This window comes from Actinoplanes sp. NPDC048967 (assembly GCF_040649415.1).
In the GTDB taxonomy this organism is placed as follows: Bacteria; Actinomycetota; Actinomycetes; order Mycobacteriales; family Micromonosporaceae; genus Actinoplanes.
In genome coordinates, this window is record NZ_JBEZFL010000001.1 from 309746 (window position 1) to 327257 (window position 17512).

Genomic DNA, 17512 nt, shown 5'->3' on the forward strand with positions numbered 1-17512 from the left:
GCTTCACCGTCGGTGATCAACTGCGTGTGATCGTTTCCGTGGAGAGTGGACGGATGCCCAAGCCCGGTCCGAGGCTGCGCCTCGTCGACGTCGCCGAACGTGCCGGTGTCTCGCTGGCCACCGCCTCCCGCGCCCTCGCCGGCCGCGACGGGGTCAGCGAGGAGGTGGCCAACCGGATCCGGCAGATCTCCCGCGACCTGGGCTACGTGGCCAACCCGTACGCGCGGACCCTGGCCGGCGGTGCCAGCTCCACCGTGGGCCTGGTCGTGCACCAGGTGGACGACCCGTACTTCTCCGAGATCGCCGGCGGGGTGATCCAGGTCGCCGACGAGCAGAGCCTGCTGGTGCAGATCTGCCACTCCGGCCGCGACCCCGACCACGAACTGCGCCAGATCCGCAACCTGATCGCCCAGCGGGTCGGCATCATCATCGTGGCCGGCTCGGGCTACGACGACCCCCGCATCGAGGCGGAGGCCAAGGCGGACCTGTCAGCGTTCCAGAGCCTCGGCGGCCGGGTCGCGGTCATCGGCCGGCACTCCCTGGGCGTCGACGCCGTGCTGCCCGACAACGAGGCCGGCGGCCGCGCCCTCGGCGACCACCTGGTCGAGCTCGGCCACCGCCGGATCGCGGTCGCCGCGGGCACCCCGGGCCTGACCACAGTGGCCGACCGGCTCGCCGGAGTGGCGGCGAGCCTGCGCGCGCACGGCCTGTCGCTGGACGACCTCCCGGTCGTGCACACCGACTTCACCCGCGACGGCGGCCGGGCCGCGGCCGACCGCATCATCGACGAACACCCGGACACCACGGCGATCGTGGCCCTCAACGACGCGATGGCGATGGGGGTGCTGTCGGCGCTGCGCACCCGCCGGATCGCGGTACCGGACCGGATGTCGGTGGTCGGCTTCGACGACGTGTCGGTGGCGGCGGATCTGGCCCCGAGCCTGACCACGGTCCGGCTGCCGATGACCGACATGGGGCGGATGGCGCTGGATCTGGCCCTCAAGCCTCGGTCGGCCCGGCCCCGACGGCGCCCGACCGGCCACCAGCTCGTCGTCCGCGACTCGACCGGTCCGGCCCCGGCTCGCTGACCGCCCTTTCGCGAGGGCGGCTTCCTCAATGCCCGGCTCTGTCGGGTGACCCGCTGGTCGCCACGACGTATCCGGCGGTGGTCACGCCGACGGCCACGCCCCAGCCGAGGAAGACCAGCAGCGTGGCGACCGTCGCCCAGCTCTGAAGAACCTGCGCCCAGCTCCGCTGCCCGTCCAGCACCTGCTCGGCGAACACCGCGAAGCTCAACACGCCGTAGGTCACCAGCGCCGCCGCCACGGTCCCGGCGGGCAGCACCGCCAGCAGCCGAGGAACCCGCCGGCCGCCCAGCCCCGGCACCCACCGGGGGAACTGCTGCCCCCACCGCTGCACCAGCCCGAGCACGAGCAGCCCGGCCAGCGGCGGCACCACGGTGATCGCCACCCCGGTCGCCGTCGACAGTCCCCCGTCGGCGCCGCGCAGCTCCTCCTCGGAGATCCCGAACGGCACACCGAGCACCCAGAGCCCGTGCGGGACGGCCCAGCCCACGATCGGCAGCGCCACCGCCACGTAGGCCCAGCGTCGCGCCCACCCCGGCACCGGCTGGACCTCGGCCGGCGCCGGCCCGCGCGGTGGCCCCACCACGCTCGCCAGCCCGGCGAAGGCGAGGCCACCGGCCAGCAACGCGACCCGGCCACCGATGTCCCGCCAGTCCGTGGGCTGCCCGGCGACCCCCGCCGGAATCTCGAACAGCAGGTGCAGCGGAAAGGCTCCGACCAGGAGAACGGCGGCCGCGACCCAGGTCACGGCCGGCTTCCACCGATGCGCGCACGCGATGAGCACCCCCAGGACGACGCACAGGCCGAGCGCGCCCCACCCGCGCAGGAACGGCACCGTGGCAATCTGGTCGGCGCCACACCCGCCGGCCGGATGATCCCCGAGGTCGGTCCGGTCGCAGGCGGTGTATCCCCAGCGACCACCGGCGATCCAGGACAGCCGGAGCACCACCTCACCGGCGACGAACACCGCGCAGGCCACCGTGAGAGCACGACGTAGCGACATGCGCCGATCCTGTGACGGGCCGGCTGTGGACCGGCTGAGCGGTTCTCAGCCGGCTTTCAGCACCGACCGGCCGCGGGTGAAGCCGGCATGAGCCGGGCCGGACCGAGGACAATGGCTCTGTGAACCGCACCGAGGACGGAACGACGGCGGACGGCCGGTACATCATCGGGTCCGGCCGCCGCCGGCAGGCCGCCGACCCCGCCGTCCCGGACTCACTGCGCCGGGAGCTGGTGGCCGAGCTGACGGCGGCCCGTCGACTCGGCCGCGACGACCCCGGCGCGGCCCGGTCCCGCATCCGGGATGCCGAGGTGGCGCTGGCCGAACGAGGCGATCCCTGGTGGGAACCGACGCCCGCCGGCCAACGCGAGCGTCTGGCCGCCGCGATGCGGGCCCTGCTGTGGCACCGCCGTCCCGACGCCACCATCTGCCCCAGCGACGCCGCCCGGATCGTCGGCGGCGCGGCGTGGCGGGACCTGATGGGCACAGCCCGGGAGGTGGCCGGCGAGCTGGCCGACGAGGGAATCATCGCCGTTCGCCAGCACGGCAAAGACGTCGATCTGGCTGCCGCGGTCGGACCTGTCCGCCTCGCTCGTGGCACCGGCTGGCGGGACGCTACGACCGGTTGAAGGTCCGGGTCAGGGCGGCCGCTACGGCCGTGAACAGGAGCCAGCCGAGAATCGCCAGCAGATAGGCCAGCCACCGTGCGTTCCCGGTGAAGCCGAAGGCGGTCTCCTGGCCGAAGTTGACGATCGGGACGAGCACGTCGAGCGTGTAGATCAGCGGATGGAACGCGACGCCCCCGCGCCCGGCGGTGGGCGGGTGGAAGTGGAACATGACAGAGCCCAGGGCGGTCAGGCCGAGCAGCCACAGGGCGGCGCGCCCGGGCCGGTAGCCGTAGCCGACCAGCAGGTCCTGCAGGAGACCCCAGGCCACTGCGGGCGGGGACAGCTGCCGGCGGCGCCGGCGTTGCTTGGCCAGCAGGACGGTACGGGCGTCAGCCTCGTGCCCGATCTGGCGGTAGTGCGTGGCCAGCTGCTCGTACGGCTGCGGCCGGTATCCCGTCGGGTCCCGCTGCAGCCACGGCAGGCGGCTGCCGGCGACACCGGCCGGGTCCAGGGCGGTGTACCGGGCTCCGTCCAGCCGTAGCCGGGCCGGTGAGCTCGCCGGATCGTCGCGGAGCACCTGGACCTGGATGTGGCGCAGGTCGGCCGTGCCGTCGACGCGTTCCGGCCGCAGGCTCAGCTCCGCAGCGCGCAGGCCTTGAGCGTCCAGCGCCGTGCCGCCGGGGTTGAGCAGCACCGCGTCGGTCAGGTTGACCTCGCCGGTGACATCGGCCCCGCGAAGCCGCAGCATGCCTTCGACCCGCAGCCCGCGGTGGGCGTGGACCGCGCCGCCGACCCGGATGCCGGACAGCTCGACGTTGCCGCTCGCGGTCGTGCCCTGCAGGTACACGTGCCGGCCCACCTGCATCGAATCGCCGAACACCGCCGCCACCCGGTCGCCGAAGAGCTCCTCGGCGCGGCCGTCGCCGCTCAGGTGGGCCCAGTCGAAGTCCAGGTCGCCGCTGACCTGGACGCCGTAGCTGACGACGGCGCCGGTCAGGGTGCACTTGACGAAGCTGAGGGTGCCCGCGACGGTCGCCGCGAAGGCGTCGAGGCCGGGAAGGGTGCTGCCCTCGAAGGACACGCCACGCAACCGGGCGAACGACAGCGACGGCACCGAGTCGAAGGTGCAGCCGACGAACTCCACGGCGACGTCGACCTCAGCGTGGCGGAGGTCGAGGACCCCGGCCACCTCGGCGCCGTGCAGTCGCAACGCCGGCTGCTGGCCCGGCTCCGCCGGCTGGGCGCCGAGCAGCAACGACCGGATCACCGCGGCGCGGACGGTACGCGCGCCGCTCGATGGCTGTGCCACCCGTCCGTACGGAAACGCGTCCCACAGCTGCTGCTCCGCCGCGGACAGCTCACCCGGCATCGCGGGTCAGGAGTCTTGCGGCAGGTGCTGCGCGATCTCCCACATGTTTCCCGCCGGGTCGGCGAACGCGGCGGTGCGGCGGCCCCACGGGCGGTCGACCGGGCCGTTGAGGATGGTGACGCCGTGCTGCTTGAGCTCCTCGCACACGGCGTCGGCATCCTCGACCTGGATGGTGATCAACAGGCGGGCGCCGTTCTCCGGCGGGCCCACCGGCTGCGGCTCGATCAGCATTCCGGCCCGCTCGGCGCGGAGGACATTGATCATCAGATTGTCCAGCCGGACCACGGCCGAGTCGTCGTCCGCGTAGACGACCTCGAGCCCGAAGACGTTCTCGTAGAACGCCCGCGTGGCCGCGAGGTCCTCGGCGAACACCGTGATGACCTCGATCCTGCTCAGTCCCTTGATCACGCGCCGGTTCCTTCTCTCCCCGCTCGATCGCGCGACGCCTGCCGCACAGGCCGGACAGTAGTGGAAACAGGACGTCCCGGCTGCCCCGTCACCACCTACTCGACGTGCTCCCGGTAGCGGTCCATGGTCTCGGTCAGGACCTCGCGGCCCGGACGGGACCAGACGTCCTCGGCGAAGACCTCCACCTCGACCGGTCCGACGTACCCCGCCGCGTCCACCGCCTCCCGGAAGCGGCGCAGCTCCACGCAGCCCGTACCGGGCAGACCCCGGCCCAGCAGCACCCCGGCCGGCAGCGGCGTCACCCAGTCGGCCACCTGGAAGCAGGCGATCCGCTGCTCCCGACCGGCGCGGGCGATCAGCTCCCAGACCCTGTCGTCCCACCACAGGTGGTACGTGTCGATCACCACCCCGACCGCCTCAGCCGGGTACGGCGCCGCCAGGTCCAACGCCTGCCCGAGGGTGGACACGACGCAGCGGTCGGAGGCGTACATCGGGTGCAGCGGCTCGATCGCCAGCTGCACGCCCGCGTCCAGCGCGTACGGCACCAGCGTGCCGATCGCCTCCCCCACGTGGGCCCGGGCCTCGTCGATGTCCCGGCTGCCCTCGGGCAGACCACCGGAGACCAGCACCAGCGCCGGGGCGCCCAGGGTCGCCGCCTCGTCGATCGCGCGTTTGTTCTCGTCCGCCCAGCCGTCCTGCTGGAAGAAACCGCCCCGGCACAGCGAGGTGACGGCCAGTCCCGCGTCGCGGACCAGCGCCGCGGACTTCTCGACGCCGTACGCCTGGACGTCCTCGCGCCACAGGCCGACGCCGGTCACGCCGGCCTCGACGCAGCCGGCGACCAGGTCGGGCAGGGGCCAGTGCTTGGTGGTCGCCTGGTTCAGGGAGAAGCGCTTCACGGCTGCGCCACCCCCACGGTCGTCAGCCAGGCCCGGGCGCGGTGAGCGGCGAGGTCCGCGTCGGGCAGCAGCCCGGCGGCGTCGGCCAGCCGCAGCAGCTGCGCCAGGTGCCGCGGGGAGCGGCCGCTCTGCACGCCACCGACCATCGTGAAGTGGTCCTGGTGACCGGCCAGCCAGGACAGGAACACGATGCCCGTCTTGTAGTACCAGGTCGGTGTCTCGAACAGGTGCCGGGACAGGGTCACGGTCGGGGCCAGGATGCGGTCGTACGCCTCGAGGTCGCCCGCGTCCAGGGCCCGCAGCGCCGCCGCGGCCGGGGGTGCGATCGCCGCGAAGATGCCCAGCAGCGCCTCGGAGTGGCCCTGCTCGTCGCCGCGGATCAGCACCGGGTAGTTGAAGTCGTCGCCGGTGTAGAGCCGTACCCCGGCCGGGAGCCGGCGCCGCATCGCCACCTCGAAGTCCTCGTCCAGCAGCGACAGCTTGATCCCGTCGACCCGGCCGGGGTGCGCGGCGATGAGCTCGGCCACCGTGTCGGCGGCCCGGCCCTGCTCGCCGGCTCCCCAGTAGCCGGCGAGCAGGGGGTCGAAGGCCGGGCCGAGCCAGTGCAGCACCACCGGCTGGTCGGAGTCGTCGATCAGCCGGCCGTACACGTCCAGATAGTCCTGGGCCGTGCGGGCCGCGGCGGCCAGGTGACGGCTGCACATCAGCACCGGGACGGCGCCGGCTTCCTGCACGTCGGCCAGCTGTTCGCCGTACGCCTTGCGGATCTCGTCCAGGGTCGCCGGGCCGGGCGGGAGCTGGTCGGTGGCGACGCCGGCGACGATCGTGCCGCCCATCGCCGCCGCCTCGCGGGCCGAGCGGCGGATCAGCTCGCGGGCCGCCGGATAGTCCAGGCCCATGCCGCGCTGGGCGGTGTCCATCGCCTCGGCCACGCCGAAGCCGTGCGCCCACAGGTGGCGCCGGAAGGCCAGCGTCGCGTCCCAGTCCACCGCGGGCGGCGCGCCCGGTACGTTCTCGGCGGCGGGATCCGCCACGACGTGAGCCGCGGCATAGGCGACCCGGCTGGTGAACGGCGCCCCGGGCACGGCCCACTCGGCACCGGCCCCGGAGAGGGTCAGCGGCCCGTCCGGCAGCCGCAGCCTCCGGCTCACTGCTCCAGCTCCGGGATCTCGATGCGGCGGCCCTCGCGGGCCGACTGCAGGCCGAGCTCGGCCAGCTGCACCCCGCGCGCCCCGGCCCACAGATCCCACGTGTACGGGGTGTCCTCGGTGACGTGGCGCAGGAACATCTCCCACTGCGCCTTGAAACCGTTGTCGAAGTCCTCGTTGTCCGGCACTTCCTGCCACTGGTCGCGGAAGGAGTGGGTCAGCGGCAGGTCCGGGTTCCACACCGGCTTGGGCGTGGTGGCCCGGTGCTGGATCCGGCAGTTGCGCAGGCCCGCCACGGCGCTGCCCTCGGTGCCGTCCACCTGGAACTCGACCAGCTCGTCGCGGTTGACCCGGACGGCCCAGGAGGAGTTGATCTGCGCCACCACACCCCCGTCGAGCTCGAAGATCCCGTACGCGGAGTCGTCGGCGGTGGCCTCGTACGGCTCGCCGCGCTCGTCCCAGCGCTCGGGGATGTGCGTGGTGACGTGGGCGGTGACCGCGCGTACCGGGGCGAAGAGCTGCTCCAGCACGTAGTGCCAGTGCGGGAACATGTCCACCACGATGCCGCCGCCGTCCGCCGCCCGGTAGTTCCAGCTCGGGCGCTGGGCGGCCTGCCAGTCCCCCTCGAACACCCAGTAACCGAACTCGCCGCGGATCGACAGGATCCGGCCGAAGAAGCCGCCCGTGATCAGCCGTTCCAGCTTGCGCAGGCCGGGCAGGAACAGCTTGTCCTGCACCACGCCGTGCTTGACCCCGGCCGCGTCGGCCGAGCGGGCCAGCTCGATCGCGCCGTGCAGCGTGGTCGCCAGCGGCTTCTCGGTGTAGATGTGCTTGCCGGCCTCGATGGCCAGCCCGATGGCCTTCTCCCGCTCGCTGGTCACCTGGGCGTCGAAGTAGATCTGCATGTCGGGGCGGGCCAGGGCCGCGCCGAGATCGGTGGTCCACTCGGTCAGGCCGTGGCGGGTGGCGACGTCCCGCAGCTTGGCCTCACTGCGGCCGACGAGCAGCAGCTCCGGCCACAGCACGGAGCCGTCGCGCAGCGGCAGCCCGCCGCTCTCGCGAATGGCCAACAGGGAACGGACCAGGTGCTGGCGATAGCCCATCCTTCCGGTGACACCGTTCATGACGATCCCGATCGGGACGCGAGCGGACATGGGCCGACCCCCTAGGTAAGCGCTTTCCCGGCAGGTTACCGGCGCGCGGACACTCCAGGCAAGCGGTTGCTCCGCGCCGCTGATGGACTAGTGTTCTCTTCCGTGGCGACTCTCGCGGACGTCGCGCGGCGGGCGGGGGTCTCGACCGCGACCGTGTCCCGCATCATCAACAACAGCCCCAAGCCGGTCGCCGAGGCGCTGCGCGAGCGCGTCCTCGCGGCCGTCGCCGAGCTGCAGTTCGTCCCGAACGCCAACGCGCAGCAGCTGGCCCGGGCCGACCGCACCGCCGTCGGCGTGATCGTGCACGACGTCTCGGACCCGTACTTCGCCGAGATCACCCGGGGCCTGCAGCGGGTCGCCACCGACCACGGCCGGCTGGTCATCATCTGCAACAGCTACCGCGACCCGGAGCGCGAGCTCGCCTACGTGGACCTGCTGCACGCCCACCAGACCGCCGCGATCGTGCTGGCCGGCTCGGGTTACGTCGACGCGCCGATCACGGCCCGATTGGACGGCAAGCTGCGCCTCTACCAGAGCACCGGCGGCCGGGTCTCGGTGATCGGCCGGCACGAGCACGCCGGTGACGCCGTGGTGCCGGAGAACGAGCCGGGCGGCTACCTCGCCGGGGACGCGCTCTACCGGCTCGGCCACACCGCCATCGGGGTCATCGCCGGGCCGCGGCACCTGACCACGACCACCGACCGCCTCGCCGGCCTGCGCCGCGCGGCCAAGGAGCACGGACACCGGCTGGGCGCCAAGCAGGTGATCTACGCCGACTTCGACCGCAACGGCGGTGCCGCGGCGGCCGCGACGCTGCTGGAGCAGAATCCGGCACTGACCGCCATCGCGGCGCTGAACGACTCCATGGCCGTGGGCGCCCTGGCCTGCCTGCGCGAACGCGGCATCGACGTGCCCGGGCAGGTGAGCCTGATCGGCTTCGACGACATGCCCATCTCGGTCGACGTGACGCCGCCGCTGAGCACCGTACGGTTGCCGCTGGAGGAGATCGGCATCCGCGCGATGTCGCTGGCGCTGCGCGACGGTGACCGGGACGGCCCGCTCGTGGAGCACGCGGCGGCGAAGCTTGTGCTGCGCGGCAGCACCGCCGCCCCGCCCCGCCCCTAGGCCGTCAGCTGAGCCACGTGCTGCGCGTCGACCGCCTCGGTGACGCCGCAGTTGGTGCACTGCATGTAGTAGCGGGCCGGGCGCACCGGGAACAGCGGGATGAAGAAGAGGCTGAACTTGGTGGTGCGCTTGATCAGCACCTGCGCCACCGTGGCACCGCAGTAGGCGTGCAGCAGGGTGGGGGCCGCGATCCGGCGGTCCGAGGACTTGAATCCGAAGATGAGGAACACGCGTTGACGGTACCCAGCCACCGCCCGCCCACACCCGGACGGCGCCCGGCGCTGGACACCCTGCGCATCGTCGTCGTGTACGGCCTGGTGTTCTTCCACGCGGCGCTGGTCTTCGACGCGAGCGACGACTACTACATCAAGAACGAGCAGACCACCGGCGCCACCACCGTGCTGGCCGGGCTGGCCGTGGTGTGGGCGATGCCGCTGCTCTTCCTGGTCGCGGGCATCGGCACCCGGCACTCGATGCGCCGGCGCGGGGCGGGTGGCTTCGCCGTCGAGCGGCTGCTGCGCCTGGGTGTGCCGCTGGTCTTCGCCACGCTGACCATCGTCCCGGTGCCGCCGTGGCTGCGGCTCAGGGCCGAGCCCGGCCACGACGAGAGCTACTGGTCGTTCCTGCTCCGGTTCCTCGATGTGCGGTTCGCGCCGGCCGACTTCCCGTTCGTCCTGCGGGGAGACGAGTTCGAGACCGGACATCTGTGGTTCGTGGTGCTGCTGCTGGCCTTCTCGCTGCTGCTCGTGGCGGCGGTCGCCCGGGTGCCGGCGACCGCGCGGCGGCGCGCGGTCGACGGGGCCGCCCGCGCGGCCGGCCGGCCCGGCGTCGTGCTGCTGCCCGCGATCCCGATCGCCCTGGTCAGTGCGGTGCTCGGCCTGGAGGAAGACCTGGGGGCCTGGAGCCGGTGGGCCTATCTGCTCTTCTTCCTGTACGGCTTCGTGCTCGCCACCGACGAGCGGTTCGCCGCCGCGTTACGCCGCCACGCCCGGGTCGCCGCGGTCCTCGCCGTCGTCGCGTTCGGGGCGAGCGCACCCGGCTTCATCAGCGAGGGCACGGACCTGTTCACCGGCATGTCGCCGCTGGCGGTCGCCTCCCGGGTGCTGTTCAGCGTGTCCGGCTGGTGCTCCCTGGTCGCCCTGCTGGGACTGCTCGACCGGCCCCGACCGGCTGCCGCCGGCCCGGCCCGGGAAGGCTCTTCCGCCCGCGGCTATCTGGCCGAGGCGGCCCTGCCGTTCTACGTCCTGCACCAGCCGGTCGTGGTGGTGGTGGCCTGTCTCGTGGTCCCGTGGCGGGCCCCGATCATCGCCGAGTACGCCGTCGTCGTGGCGATCTCGTTCATCCTGACGTTCGGGGCGTACGACCTGCTGGTCCGGCGGACCCGGATCACCCGGTTCTTGTTCGGCATGCGCCCGGAGAGGACATGACGATGCGCGTCGAGATCGAGAGTGAGACCCGGCTGTGGTTCGGTCCCGGGGTGCCGGTGCGGGCTGCCTCGGCCATCGCCGCGTTCGGTGACGGCTGGCTCGTGGCCCAGGACGACGCCACGCACGCCGCCTGGTTGCGGCCGGACGGGGTCACCGCGATCCGGGTGATCGCGGCGGTCGACGGCCACGAGACCTTCAGCTCGGCCGAGGGGACCAAACACCTGAAGCCGGACTTCGAGGCGGCGGTGGCCGTCGACGGCGGCGTGCTGCTGCTCGGCTCCGGCTCCACCGCGGCCCGGATGCGCGCCTGCCTGGTGACCGGGCCGGGGGCCTTCCGCACCGTCGACCTGGCCCCGGCGTACCACCGGGTCGCCGCGGCGCTCGGACTCACGCCGGACCAGCTCAACCTGGAGGGCGCGGCCCGGATCGGCGACCGGCTGCGCTGGTTCCAGCGGGGCAACTCGGCGGCGGGCGTGCCGTCCGCGGCAGTCGACGTCGACCTGTCCGCCCTGCTCGCCGGGGAGCCGCTCGAGGTGAGCCGGCCCCGCCGCTACGACCTGGGCACGGTCGGCGGGGTGGCGCCGGCGATCACCGACGCGGTGGCCCTGCCGGACGGCCGGCTGCTGGTGTCCGCCGCCGCGGAGGACACCCCCAACCCGGTCGACGACGGTCCGGTGGTCGGTGCCGCGATCGCCCTGCTGGACGACGAACGGGTGCTGGCGGTGGCCGCGGTGCCCGGCGGGCCGTACAAGATCGAGGGCCTCGCCGTGCGCGCCGCCGGGCCGCACGAGGCCGCGCTGATCGCGGTCGTCGACGCCGACGACCCGCTGGCCGCCTCCAGCCGCCTCGACCTCCGGGTCACCTGGTGATGTTCAGCGCACCGCAACGAGGGAAGCAGACAGACATGGCAACGATATTGGTGACCGGATCCAGCGACGGCATCGGACGGCAGACGGCGAGCTCGCTCGCGGCCGACGGGCACCGGGTGGTCCTGCACGCCCGCAACGAGGAACGCGCCGCGCAGGCCCTGGCGGCGGTGCCGCAGGCGGCCGCGGTGGTGCAAGGCGACCTGACCTCCCTGGCCGAGACCCGGGCGCTGGCCGAGCAGGCGGCGGCGGTCGGCCCGTACGACGTGGTGATCCACAACGCCGGGGTGGGCGGGGGCCAGGACGCGCCCGTGCGCACCGGTGACGGCCTGGAACGCATCTTCCAGGTCAACGTGCTGGCGCCGTACGTGTTGACCGCCCTGATCCCCTGGCCGGCCCGGCTGGTCTACCTGACCTCCGGGCTGGAGTCCGGCGGTGTCCCCCGCCTCGACGACCTGCAGTGGCAGGGCCGCGACTGGGACGGCATGCAGGCGTACAGCGACTCCAAGCTCTACGACGTGATGCTGGCCTTCGCGGTGGCCCGGCGCCGGCCGGAGGTGCTGAGCAACGCGGTCGACCCGGGCTGGATCAAGACCCGGATGGGCGGGGCCGGCGCGACCGACGAGCTGCCGGCCGGGGCCGAGACGCAGCTCTGGCTGGCCACCAGCGACGACCCGGCAGCCCTGGTCACCGGCCACTACTTCAAGCGCCGCCGTGACCTGCGGGCCAACCCGGCGGCGTACCGCGAGGAGCTGCAGGAGGAGCTGCTGGCGGCCTGCGCCGAGCTGTCCGGGGTCAAGCTGCCGGACTGAGCGGGCGCCCGGACGAGCGGGCCCGGGCGGGGTGCCGGACAATGATCGACCATGAGTGATCAAGCCGCCGCCCGGGTCCGCGACCTCGACATCGTCGTCTACGGGGCCACCGGCTTCGTCGGGCAGCTGACGGCCGCACACCTGGCCGGGCACGCGCCCGCCGGCACCCGGATCGCCCTGGCCGGGCGGTCCGCCGAGCGGCTCGAGGCGGTCCGGTCCCGGCTCGGGGTGGACTGGCCGCTGCTGGTGGCCGACTCCGCCGACGTCGCCGCGGTCGAGCGGCTGGCCGCCGCCGCGCACGTCGTGATCACCACCGTCGGCCCGTACGCGAAATACGGCCGCGCCCTCGCGCACGCCTGCGCCGCTGCCGGCACCGACTACGTCGACCTGACCGGGGAGGTCATCTTCGCCCGGGCCAGCGCCGACGAGAACCACGAGCCGGCCCGCTCGACCGGCGCCCGGATCGTGCATTCCTGCGGCTTCGACTCCATCCCGTCGGACCTCGGGGTGCACGTGCTGTGGCAGCAGGTTCAGGCCGACGGCGCCGGCGAGCTGACCGACACCACTCTCGTGGTCACCAGCCTCCGTGGCGGGGTCAGCGGCGGCACCATCGATTCCATGCGCCACCAGCTCGACGTGGTCCGCCGGGACAAGGCGCTGCGGCGGCTGGTCGCGAGCCCGTACTCGCTGAGCCCGGACCCGGCCGACGAGCCCGACCTGGGCCGGCAGGAGGACATGGTGCTGCTGCGGGGCTCGGAGGTGGACCCGTCGCTGCGCGGCAGCCTGGGACCGTTCGTGATGGCGTCCTACAACTCGCGGGTGGTGCGGCGCAGCAACGCCCTGCGGGGCCACGCGTACGGGCGGGCGTTCCGTTACCGCGAGGCGATGAGCACCGGCACCTCGCCGCTGTCGCCGGTGCTCGCCGCGGGCACCAAGGCCGGGCTCGGCGCCCTGGTCGTCGGTCTTTCCCTGCCGCCGACCCGGTTCCTGCTGGACCGGATCCTGCCCAAGCCCGGCGACGGGCCGGACGAGCGGGCCCGCCAGCGCGGCCACTTCACCATGGACCTGTTCACCACGACCAGCACGGGCGCCCGCTACACGGCCCGGTTCCGGGCCAAGGGTGACCCCGGCTACCAGGCCACCGCGGTCATGCTCGGCGAGTCGGCGCTGGCCCTGGCCCTGGACCGCGCGGAGCTGCCGGAGACCGCGGGCGGGGTGCTGACGCCGGCCACCGGGATCGGTGACGCTCTGGTCCAGCGGCTGCGGGCCACGGGTATGGAGATCACCGCGCGGCGGCTCGGCGACTGAGTACTGTCCGATTTAGGTACTCGGGGTCGCCCGGCCGGCCGGGCCGGGGCTAGCGTCCGGGGATCGCCCGCAATGCCGCGTGGAGGTCCTGGATGCGCAGAGTCGCCCTCATCTCAACCGTCGTCATCGCTCTGGTGCTGGCGGCGGTCGCGCCCGCCGGCGCGCAACCCACCCCGTTCCGGCCCGGTGCGCCGGGCATCGGTGACCCCTACTTCCCGCTGGCCGGCAACGGCGGTTACGACGTACGCCATTACGGCCTGGACATCAGATACACGCCGGCCACCGACGTGCTGGCCGGCACGGCCACGATCACCGCCCGCGCCACCCAGCACCTGTCCGCGTTCAACCTCGATTTCGACGGCCTGACCCTGCGGTCGCTGACCGTGGACGGTCGCCCGGCGGCCTGGCAGCGGGCCAACGGCGAGCTCACCGTCACGCCGCAGCGTGGGCTGCGCAAGGGCCGCACGTTCACCGTGGTGGCCCGCTACGACGGCGTCCCGCAGCTCATCGACGACCCCAACCTGGGCTCGTCCGGGGTCTTCACCACCGACGACGGCATGGTCATCGTCGGGCAGCCCGAGGTCGCCTCGACCTGGTTCCCGGTCAACGACCATCCCCTGGACAAGGCCTCCTTCACCACCCGGATCACCGCGCCGCGGGGCCTGCGGTCCATCTCGAACGGGGTGCTGGTCGGCACCAGCACCCGGCACGGCTGGACCACCACCACCTGGCAGGCCAGCGAGCCGATGGCGCCGTACCTGGCCACCGCCACGGTCGGCGAGTATCAGGTCAAGAAATACAAGAAGGCCGGGGTGGAGTACCTGGACGCGCTGGATCCGAAGCTGTTCAAGCCGGCCGCGGCACCGCGCACCGGCACGCAGGTGGCGTTCACGCAGGACGGCGAGCCGGCGTACAAGCGGCTCACCCACACCGTCGACGTGCCCGCCGGCGGGGCGACGCTGAACTTCCACGTCACCCGCGACACCGAGCCGGAGTGGGACTACTTCTTCGTCGAGGCGCACACCGCCGGGGCGGACGACTGGACCACCCTGCCGGACGCCAACGGGCACACCAGCTCGGAGGCCTCGGCGCTCTGCTTCTACGGACCGCAGACCTACCCGTTCCTGACCCACTACCTGACGCCCGGCCCGGACGACACCTGCGCGGCGCCGGGCACCACCGGCACCTGGCACGCGGCGACCGGCAAGAGCGACGGCTACGAGGCGTGGTCGATCGACCTGTCCGGCTACGCGGGCAAGCAGATCGAGGTGTCCCTGAGCTCGGTGAACGATCAGGCCGTCACGGAGGCGGGCGCGTTCGTCGACGACGTGGTGGTCTCCACCGGCCAGGGCACGACGTCCTTCGAGGCCGACGGTGACACCCTGGACGGCTGGGTCCCCGGCGGTCCCCCGCCCGGCAGCCCGGCCAACCCGAACACCTGGATCGCCGGCTCGGTGGACCAGTTCCCGCCGACCGTCGGTGACCGGGCCGCGGGGTCGCTGGCCCGCGAGCCGGAGATCATCTCCTTCCTGGCCGAGAACTTCGGGCCGTACCCGTTCTCGGCCGCCGGCGGCATCGTCGACAGCTCGGACCGGTTCGGCTTCGCGCTGGAGAACCAGACCCGCCCGGTCTACGCCCAGGTCTTCTTCAGCAGCCCCGAGTCCGGCGACGCCGTGGTGGTCCACGAGCTGGCCCACCAGTGGTACGGCGACAGCCTGGCGGTGGCGAGATGGCAGGACATCTGGCTCAACGAGGGCTTCGCGACGTACGCCGAGTGGTTGTGGAGCGCGCGCGAGAAGCACGGCACCGAGCAGGAGATCTTCGACATCAACTACGAGGGCCTCTTCCCGGAGTTCTGGACGCTGCCGATCGGCGATCCCGGCCCGGAGCACCTGTTCGACTACCCGGTGTACCTGCGCGGCGCCATGACCCTGCACGCGCTGCGCATGGAGGTCGGCGACCAGGCCTTCTTCAGGATCCTGCGCACCTGGGCCTCGACCCGGCGCGGTGACAGCGTCACCACACCGGAGTTCATCACCCTGGCCGAGCGGATCTCCGGCCGGTCCCTGGACGCGCTGTTCCAGGCCTGGCTGTTCAGCCCGACCCGGCCCGAGCTGGCGACGCCCCCGGCGAGCTCGGCCCGGACCGCGTCCGTTCCCCCTTCGATCCCCCGGCACCTGCGCCGCTGACCCGCCGGTCCCGCCCCCGCAGCACCGGGGGCGGGACCGGCCCGAGCGGCGCTGGACGCGGCGTCCGGTGCCCGAAAATTCGCGAAGTCGGCCCGCGCGCCGGGCGCGATGGCGATAGTGAGGTCATGACCACGCCTACCGCTCCGGCTGCCTCGCGCGGCCGGCCGTCGTTCGCCGACCTCAGTGTCAACCTCAAGGTGCTCTCGGCCGTCGCCGTCGCGGCCCTGGTGGCCGTGGTGGTCGGGATCAACGGCATCCTGTCGCTGAGCGACGCCAGCGCCTCGGCTCAGCGGATTTATCAGAGCAACGTGGCGAGCGTCGGCTCCCTGGGCGACATGCAGACCGCGGCTTGGCGGGCCCGGGCCAACCTGGCCAACCAGGCGCTCGCGCTCGATCCCGCCACGACCGCCAAGTTCGGCGATGCCTACAACAAGGACGCCGACACCTTCGCCGCCGCGCTCGCGGCCTACCGGGCGAGCGGGCCGGCCGGAGATCCGGCCCTCGTCGCCAAGGTGGAGTCGGCCTTCGCGACATACGTCAAGATCGCGCGGGAAGAGATGCTCCCGACCGGAGCGAAGAAGGACCTGGTCACCTGGAACAAACTGCGCGACGCCAAGACCACGCCGCTGCTCACCCCGCTCTACGCGGATCTGCAGACGCTCGACAACTCGGAGACGGCCGACGCGGCCAAGAACGCCGCCTCGGCCAAGTCGGGCTATGAGACCAGCCGGCTCACCGCCATCATCATCCTGGTCGTCGGGGTGCTGCTGGCGCTGGCCCTCGGTGCGCTGGTGGCCCGCCGCATCGTCCAGGCCCTGGGCCGGGTCAAGGAGGTGTGCGAGGCGCTCGCGGCCGGCGACCTGACCCGCACCAGCGGCCTCACCTCCCGCGACGAGCCGGGCCAGATGGGCCGGGCGCTCGACTCCGCCGTCGACCGGCTGCGTCAGACGGTGACCACGATCGACGGGTCGGCGGCCTCTCTGGCCAGCGCGTCGGAGCAGATGACCGGCACGACGATGCAGATCGCCGCGTCGGCCGAGGAGGCCTCGTCCCAGGCGCAGGCGGTGTCGGCCGCCGCCGAGCAGATCTCACGCAGTGTCGACACAGTGTCGGCCGGTAGCGAGGAAATGGGTGCGTCGATCCGGGAGATCTCGCAGAACGCCACCGAGGCCGCCCGCGTCGCCGAAGAGGCCGTCAGCGTCACCGCGGCGACCTCGGCCACCATGGGCAAGCTCGGCGAGTCCTCGGCCGAGATCGGCAACGTCATCAAGGTCATCACCTCGATCGCCGAGCAGACCAACCTGCTGGCTCTGAACGCGACCATCGAGGCGGCCCGGGCCGGCGAGATGGGCAAGGGCTTCGCCGTGGTCGCCTCCGAGGTCAAGGACCTCGCCCAGGAGACCGCCCGCGCGACCGAGGACATCTCCCGGCGGGTGCAGGCCATCCAGGCCGACACCAGCGGGGCGGTGCTGGCGATCGAGGAGATCAGCGCGGTGATCTCGCGGATCAGTGACTTCCAGACCACCATCGCCTCGGCCGTGGAGGAGCAGACGGCCACGACCGCGGAGATGAACCGCAGTGTGGCCGAGGCGGCCACCGGCAGCGGCGAGATCGCCCAGAACATCACCGGCGTCGCCGAAGCCGCGCGGCTCACCAGTCAGGGCGTCACGGAGACCCAGCAGGCGACGGCGGACCTGGCCCGGATGTCGACCGAGCTGAGCGGCCTGGTCGCCACCTTCCGCTACTGAGCCGCGCAGGTCACGCAGGTGGTGGCGAACGGCCGGGCGGCGAGCCGCTCGGCCGGGATCGGCCGGCCGCAGCGTTCACAGCCGCCGTAGGTGCCGGCCGCCGAGCGGTCCAGGGCGTCGTCGAGATCGGCGATGCGCCGCCGGCCGGCGGCGAGCAGGGCGGTGAGCTGCGCCCGCTCGAACGCGATGGTGCTGCCCTCGGGGTCGTGCTCGTCGTCGGCGTTCGAGCTCTCCGAGGCCGCGAAGAGCTCGCGCAGCTCCTGGTCGAGCCGCTCCACCTGGGTCCGGGCCTCGGCCCGCAGGTGTCGCAGGGTGTCGTCGCGGTCCATCCCCCGACGATACGTTCCCTGACCGGGCCTAGGCTGC

At 73.0% G+C, this 17512-nt stretch carries 17 protein-coding genes; 9 read left to right on the forward strand and 8 right to left on the reverse strand.

Going from position 1 to position 17512, the window contains the following annotated elements:
- Positions 1 to 53 precede the first annotated feature (53 nt).
- The gene (locus AB0C12_RS01510; RefSeq protein ID WP_360542954.1) at positions 54 to 1088 is read left to right on the forward strand and encodes a LacI family DNA-binding transcriptional regulator; all 1035 of its coding nucleotides are present in this window, start codon (positions 54 to 56) and stop codon (positions 1086 to 1088) included.
- A gap of 25 nt (positions 1089 to 1113) precedes the next feature.
- Here the strand turns inward: AB0C12_RS01510 and AB0C12_RS01515 are convergent, their stop codons facing one another.
- Entirely contained in the window at positions 1114 to 2088 is a 975-nt protein-coding gene (locus tag AB0C12_RS01515; RefSeq protein ID WP_360542956.1) for a hypothetical protein, read from the reverse strand.
- Between the two features lie 119 nt (positions 2089 to 2207).
- On the opposite strand from AB0C12_RS01515, the gene AB0C12_RS01520 reads away from it, so the two are divergent.
- Positions 2208 to 2714: a DUF3253 domain-containing protein gene (locus AB0C12_RS01520; protein WP_360542958.1), complete on the forward strand. Its 507-nt coding sequence runs from the start codon at positions 2208 to 2210 to the stop codon at positions 2712 to 2714.
- Here the strand turns inward: AB0C12_RS01520 and AB0C12_RS01525 are convergent.
- From AB0C12_RS01525 to AB0C12_RS01545, 5 genes are all read right to left on the reverse strand, one after another.
- Positions 2701 to 4002, reverse strand: coding sequence for a hypothetical protein (locus tag AB0C12_RS01525; RefSeq protein WP_360542960.1), 1302 nt, complete (start codon positions 4000 to 4002; stop codon positions 2701 to 2703). The two genes, AB0C12_RS01520 and AB0C12_RS01525, sit on opposite strands and share 14 nt — an antisense overlap.
- A gap of 66 nt (positions 4003 to 4068) precedes the next feature.
- Positions 4069 to 4470: a VOC family protein gene (locus AB0C12_RS01530; RefSeq protein ID WP_360542962.1), complete on the reverse strand. Its 402-nt coding sequence runs from the start codon at positions 4468 to 4470 to the stop codon at positions 4069 to 4071.
- Between the two features lie 95 nt (positions 4471 to 4565).
- On the reverse strand, positions 4566 to 5369 hold the full coding sequence (locus AB0C12_RS01535) for a sugar phosphate isomerase/epimerase family protein (RefSeq protein ID WP_360542964.1): 804 nt from the start codon (positions 5367 to 5369) through the stop codon (positions 4566 to 4568).
- The gene (locus AB0C12_RS01540; RefSeq protein ID WP_360544900.1) at positions 5366 to 6487 is read right to left on the reverse strand and encodes a dihydrodipicolinate synthase family protein; all 1122 of its coding nucleotides are present in this window, start codon (positions 6485 to 6487) and stop codon (positions 5366 to 5368) included. Before AB0C12_RS01540 ends, AB0C12_RS01535 begins: the two co-directional genes overlap by 4 nt.
- A gap of 29 nt (positions 6488 to 6516) precedes the next feature.
- Entirely contained in the window at positions 6517 to 7671 is a 1155-nt protein-coding gene (locus AB0C12_RS01545; RefSeq protein WP_360542966.1) for a Gfo/Idh/MocA family oxidoreductase, read from the reverse strand.
- Positions 7672 to 7773: 102 nt separating this feature from the next.
- Here AB0C12_RS01545 and AB0C12_RS01550 point away from each other — a divergent pair, with 102 nt between their 5' ends.
- Positions 7774 to 8796, forward strand: a complete 1023-nt coding sequence (locus tag AB0C12_RS01550) for a LacI family DNA-binding transcriptional regulator (protein ID WP_360542968.1) — start codon at positions 7774 to 7776, stop codon at positions 8794 to 8796.
- Here the strand turns inward: AB0C12_RS01550 and AB0C12_RS01555 are convergent.
- Entirely contained in the window at positions 8793 to 9026 is a 234-nt protein-coding gene (locus AB0C12_RS01555; RefSeq protein WP_360542970.1) for a zinc ribbon domain-containing protein, read from the reverse strand. The genes AB0C12_RS01550 and AB0C12_RS01555 overlap by 4 nt on opposite strands.
- A 3-nt stretch (positions 9027 to 9029) precedes the next feature.
- On the opposite strand from AB0C12_RS01555, the gene AB0C12_RS01560 reads away from it, so the two are divergent.
- From AB0C12_RS01560 to AB0C12_RS01585, 6 genes are all read left to right on the forward strand, one after another.
- The gene (locus AB0C12_RS01560; RefSeq protein ID WP_360542972.1) at positions 9030 to 10223 is read left to right on the forward strand and encodes an acyltransferase family protein; all 1194 of its coding nucleotides are present in this window, start codon (positions 9030 to 9032) and stop codon (positions 10221 to 10223) included.
- Positions 10220 to 11092, forward strand: a complete 873-nt coding sequence (locus AB0C12_RS01565; protein ID WP_360542974.1) for a hypothetical protein — start codon at positions 10220 to 10222, stop codon at positions 11090 to 11092. Before AB0C12_RS01560 ends, AB0C12_RS01565 begins: the two co-directional genes overlap by 4 nt.
- A gap of 35 nt (positions 11093 to 11127) precedes the next feature.
- Complete coding sequence (locus tag AB0C12_RS01570) at positions 11128 to 11901, forward strand: SDR family NAD(P)-dependent oxidoreductase (protein WP_360542976.1); 774 nt, start codon at positions 11128 to 11130, stop codon at positions 11899 to 11901.
- Between the two features lie 51 nt (positions 11902 to 11952).
- Positions 11953 to 13209 (forward strand): saccharopine dehydrogenase NADP-binding domain-containing protein, encoded by a 1257-nt coding sequence (locus tag AB0C12_RS01575; protein WP_360542978.1) that lies wholly within the window; start codon positions 11953 to 11955, stop codon positions 13207 to 13209.
- A 92-nt stretch (positions 13210 to 13301) separates the two neighbouring features.
- A complete protein-coding gene (locus AB0C12_RS01580) occupies positions 13302 to 15398 on the forward strand; it encodes a M1 family metallopeptidase (protein WP_360542980.1) in 2097 nt (698 codons plus the stop codon).
- 125 nt (positions 15399 to 15523) lie between these two features.
- Complete coding sequence (locus tag AB0C12_RS01585; protein WP_360542982.1) at positions 15524 to 17146, forward strand: methyl-accepting chemotaxis protein; 1623 nt, start codon at positions 15524 to 15526, stop codon at positions 17144 to 17146.
- Here the strand turns inward: AB0C12_RS01585 and AB0C12_RS01590 are convergent.
- Positions 17140 to 17475, reverse strand: coding sequence for a TraR/DksA C4-type zinc finger protein (locus AB0C12_RS01590; protein WP_360542984.1), 336 nt, complete (start codon positions 17473 to 17475; stop codon positions 17140 to 17142). The genes AB0C12_RS01585 and AB0C12_RS01590 overlap by 7 nt on opposite strands.
- Between the last annotated feature and the right edge of the window lie 37 nt (positions 17476 to 17512).

Excerpts from the sequence above, each read along its gene's own strand:
- AB0C12_RS01510 (WP_360542954.1), top strand. The coding sequence starts at position 54 with ATGCCCAAGCCCGGTCCGAGGCTGCGCCTCGTCGACGTCGCCGAACGT.
- AB0C12_RS01515 (WP_360542956.1), bottom strand. The coding sequence starts at position 2,088 with ATGTCGCTACGTCGTGCTCTCACGGTGGCCTGCGCGGTGTTCGTCGCC.
- AB0C12_RS01545 (WP_360542966.1), bottom strand. The coding sequence starts at position 7,671 with ATGTCCGCTCGCGTCCCGATCGGGATCGTCATGAACGGTGTCACCGGA.
- AB0C12_RS01565 (WP_360542974.1), top strand. The coding sequence starts at position 10,220 with ATGACGATGCGCGTCGAGATCGAGAGTGAGACCCGGCTGTGGTTCGGT.
- AB0C12_RS01570 (WP_360542976.1), top strand. The coding sequence starts at position 11,128 with ATGGCAACGATATTGGTGACCGGATCCAGCGACGGCATCGGACGGCAG.
- AB0C12_RS01575 (WP_360542978.1), top strand. The coding sequence starts at position 11,953 with ATGAGTGATCAAGCCGCCGCCCGGGTCCGCGACCTCGACATCGTCGTC.
- AB0C12_RS01580 (WP_360542980.1), top strand. The coding sequence starts at position 13,302 with ATGCGCAGAGTCGCCCTCATCTCAACCGTCGTCATCGCTCTGGTGCTG.
- AB0C12_RS01585 (WP_360542982.1), top strand. The coding sequence starts at position 15,524 with ATGACCACGCCTACCGCTCCGGCTGCCTCGCGCGGCCGGCCGTCGTTC.
- AB0C12_RS01590 (WP_360542984.1), bottom strand. The coding sequence starts at position 17,475 with ATGGACCGCGACGACACCCTGCGACACCTGCGGGCCGAGGCCCGGACC.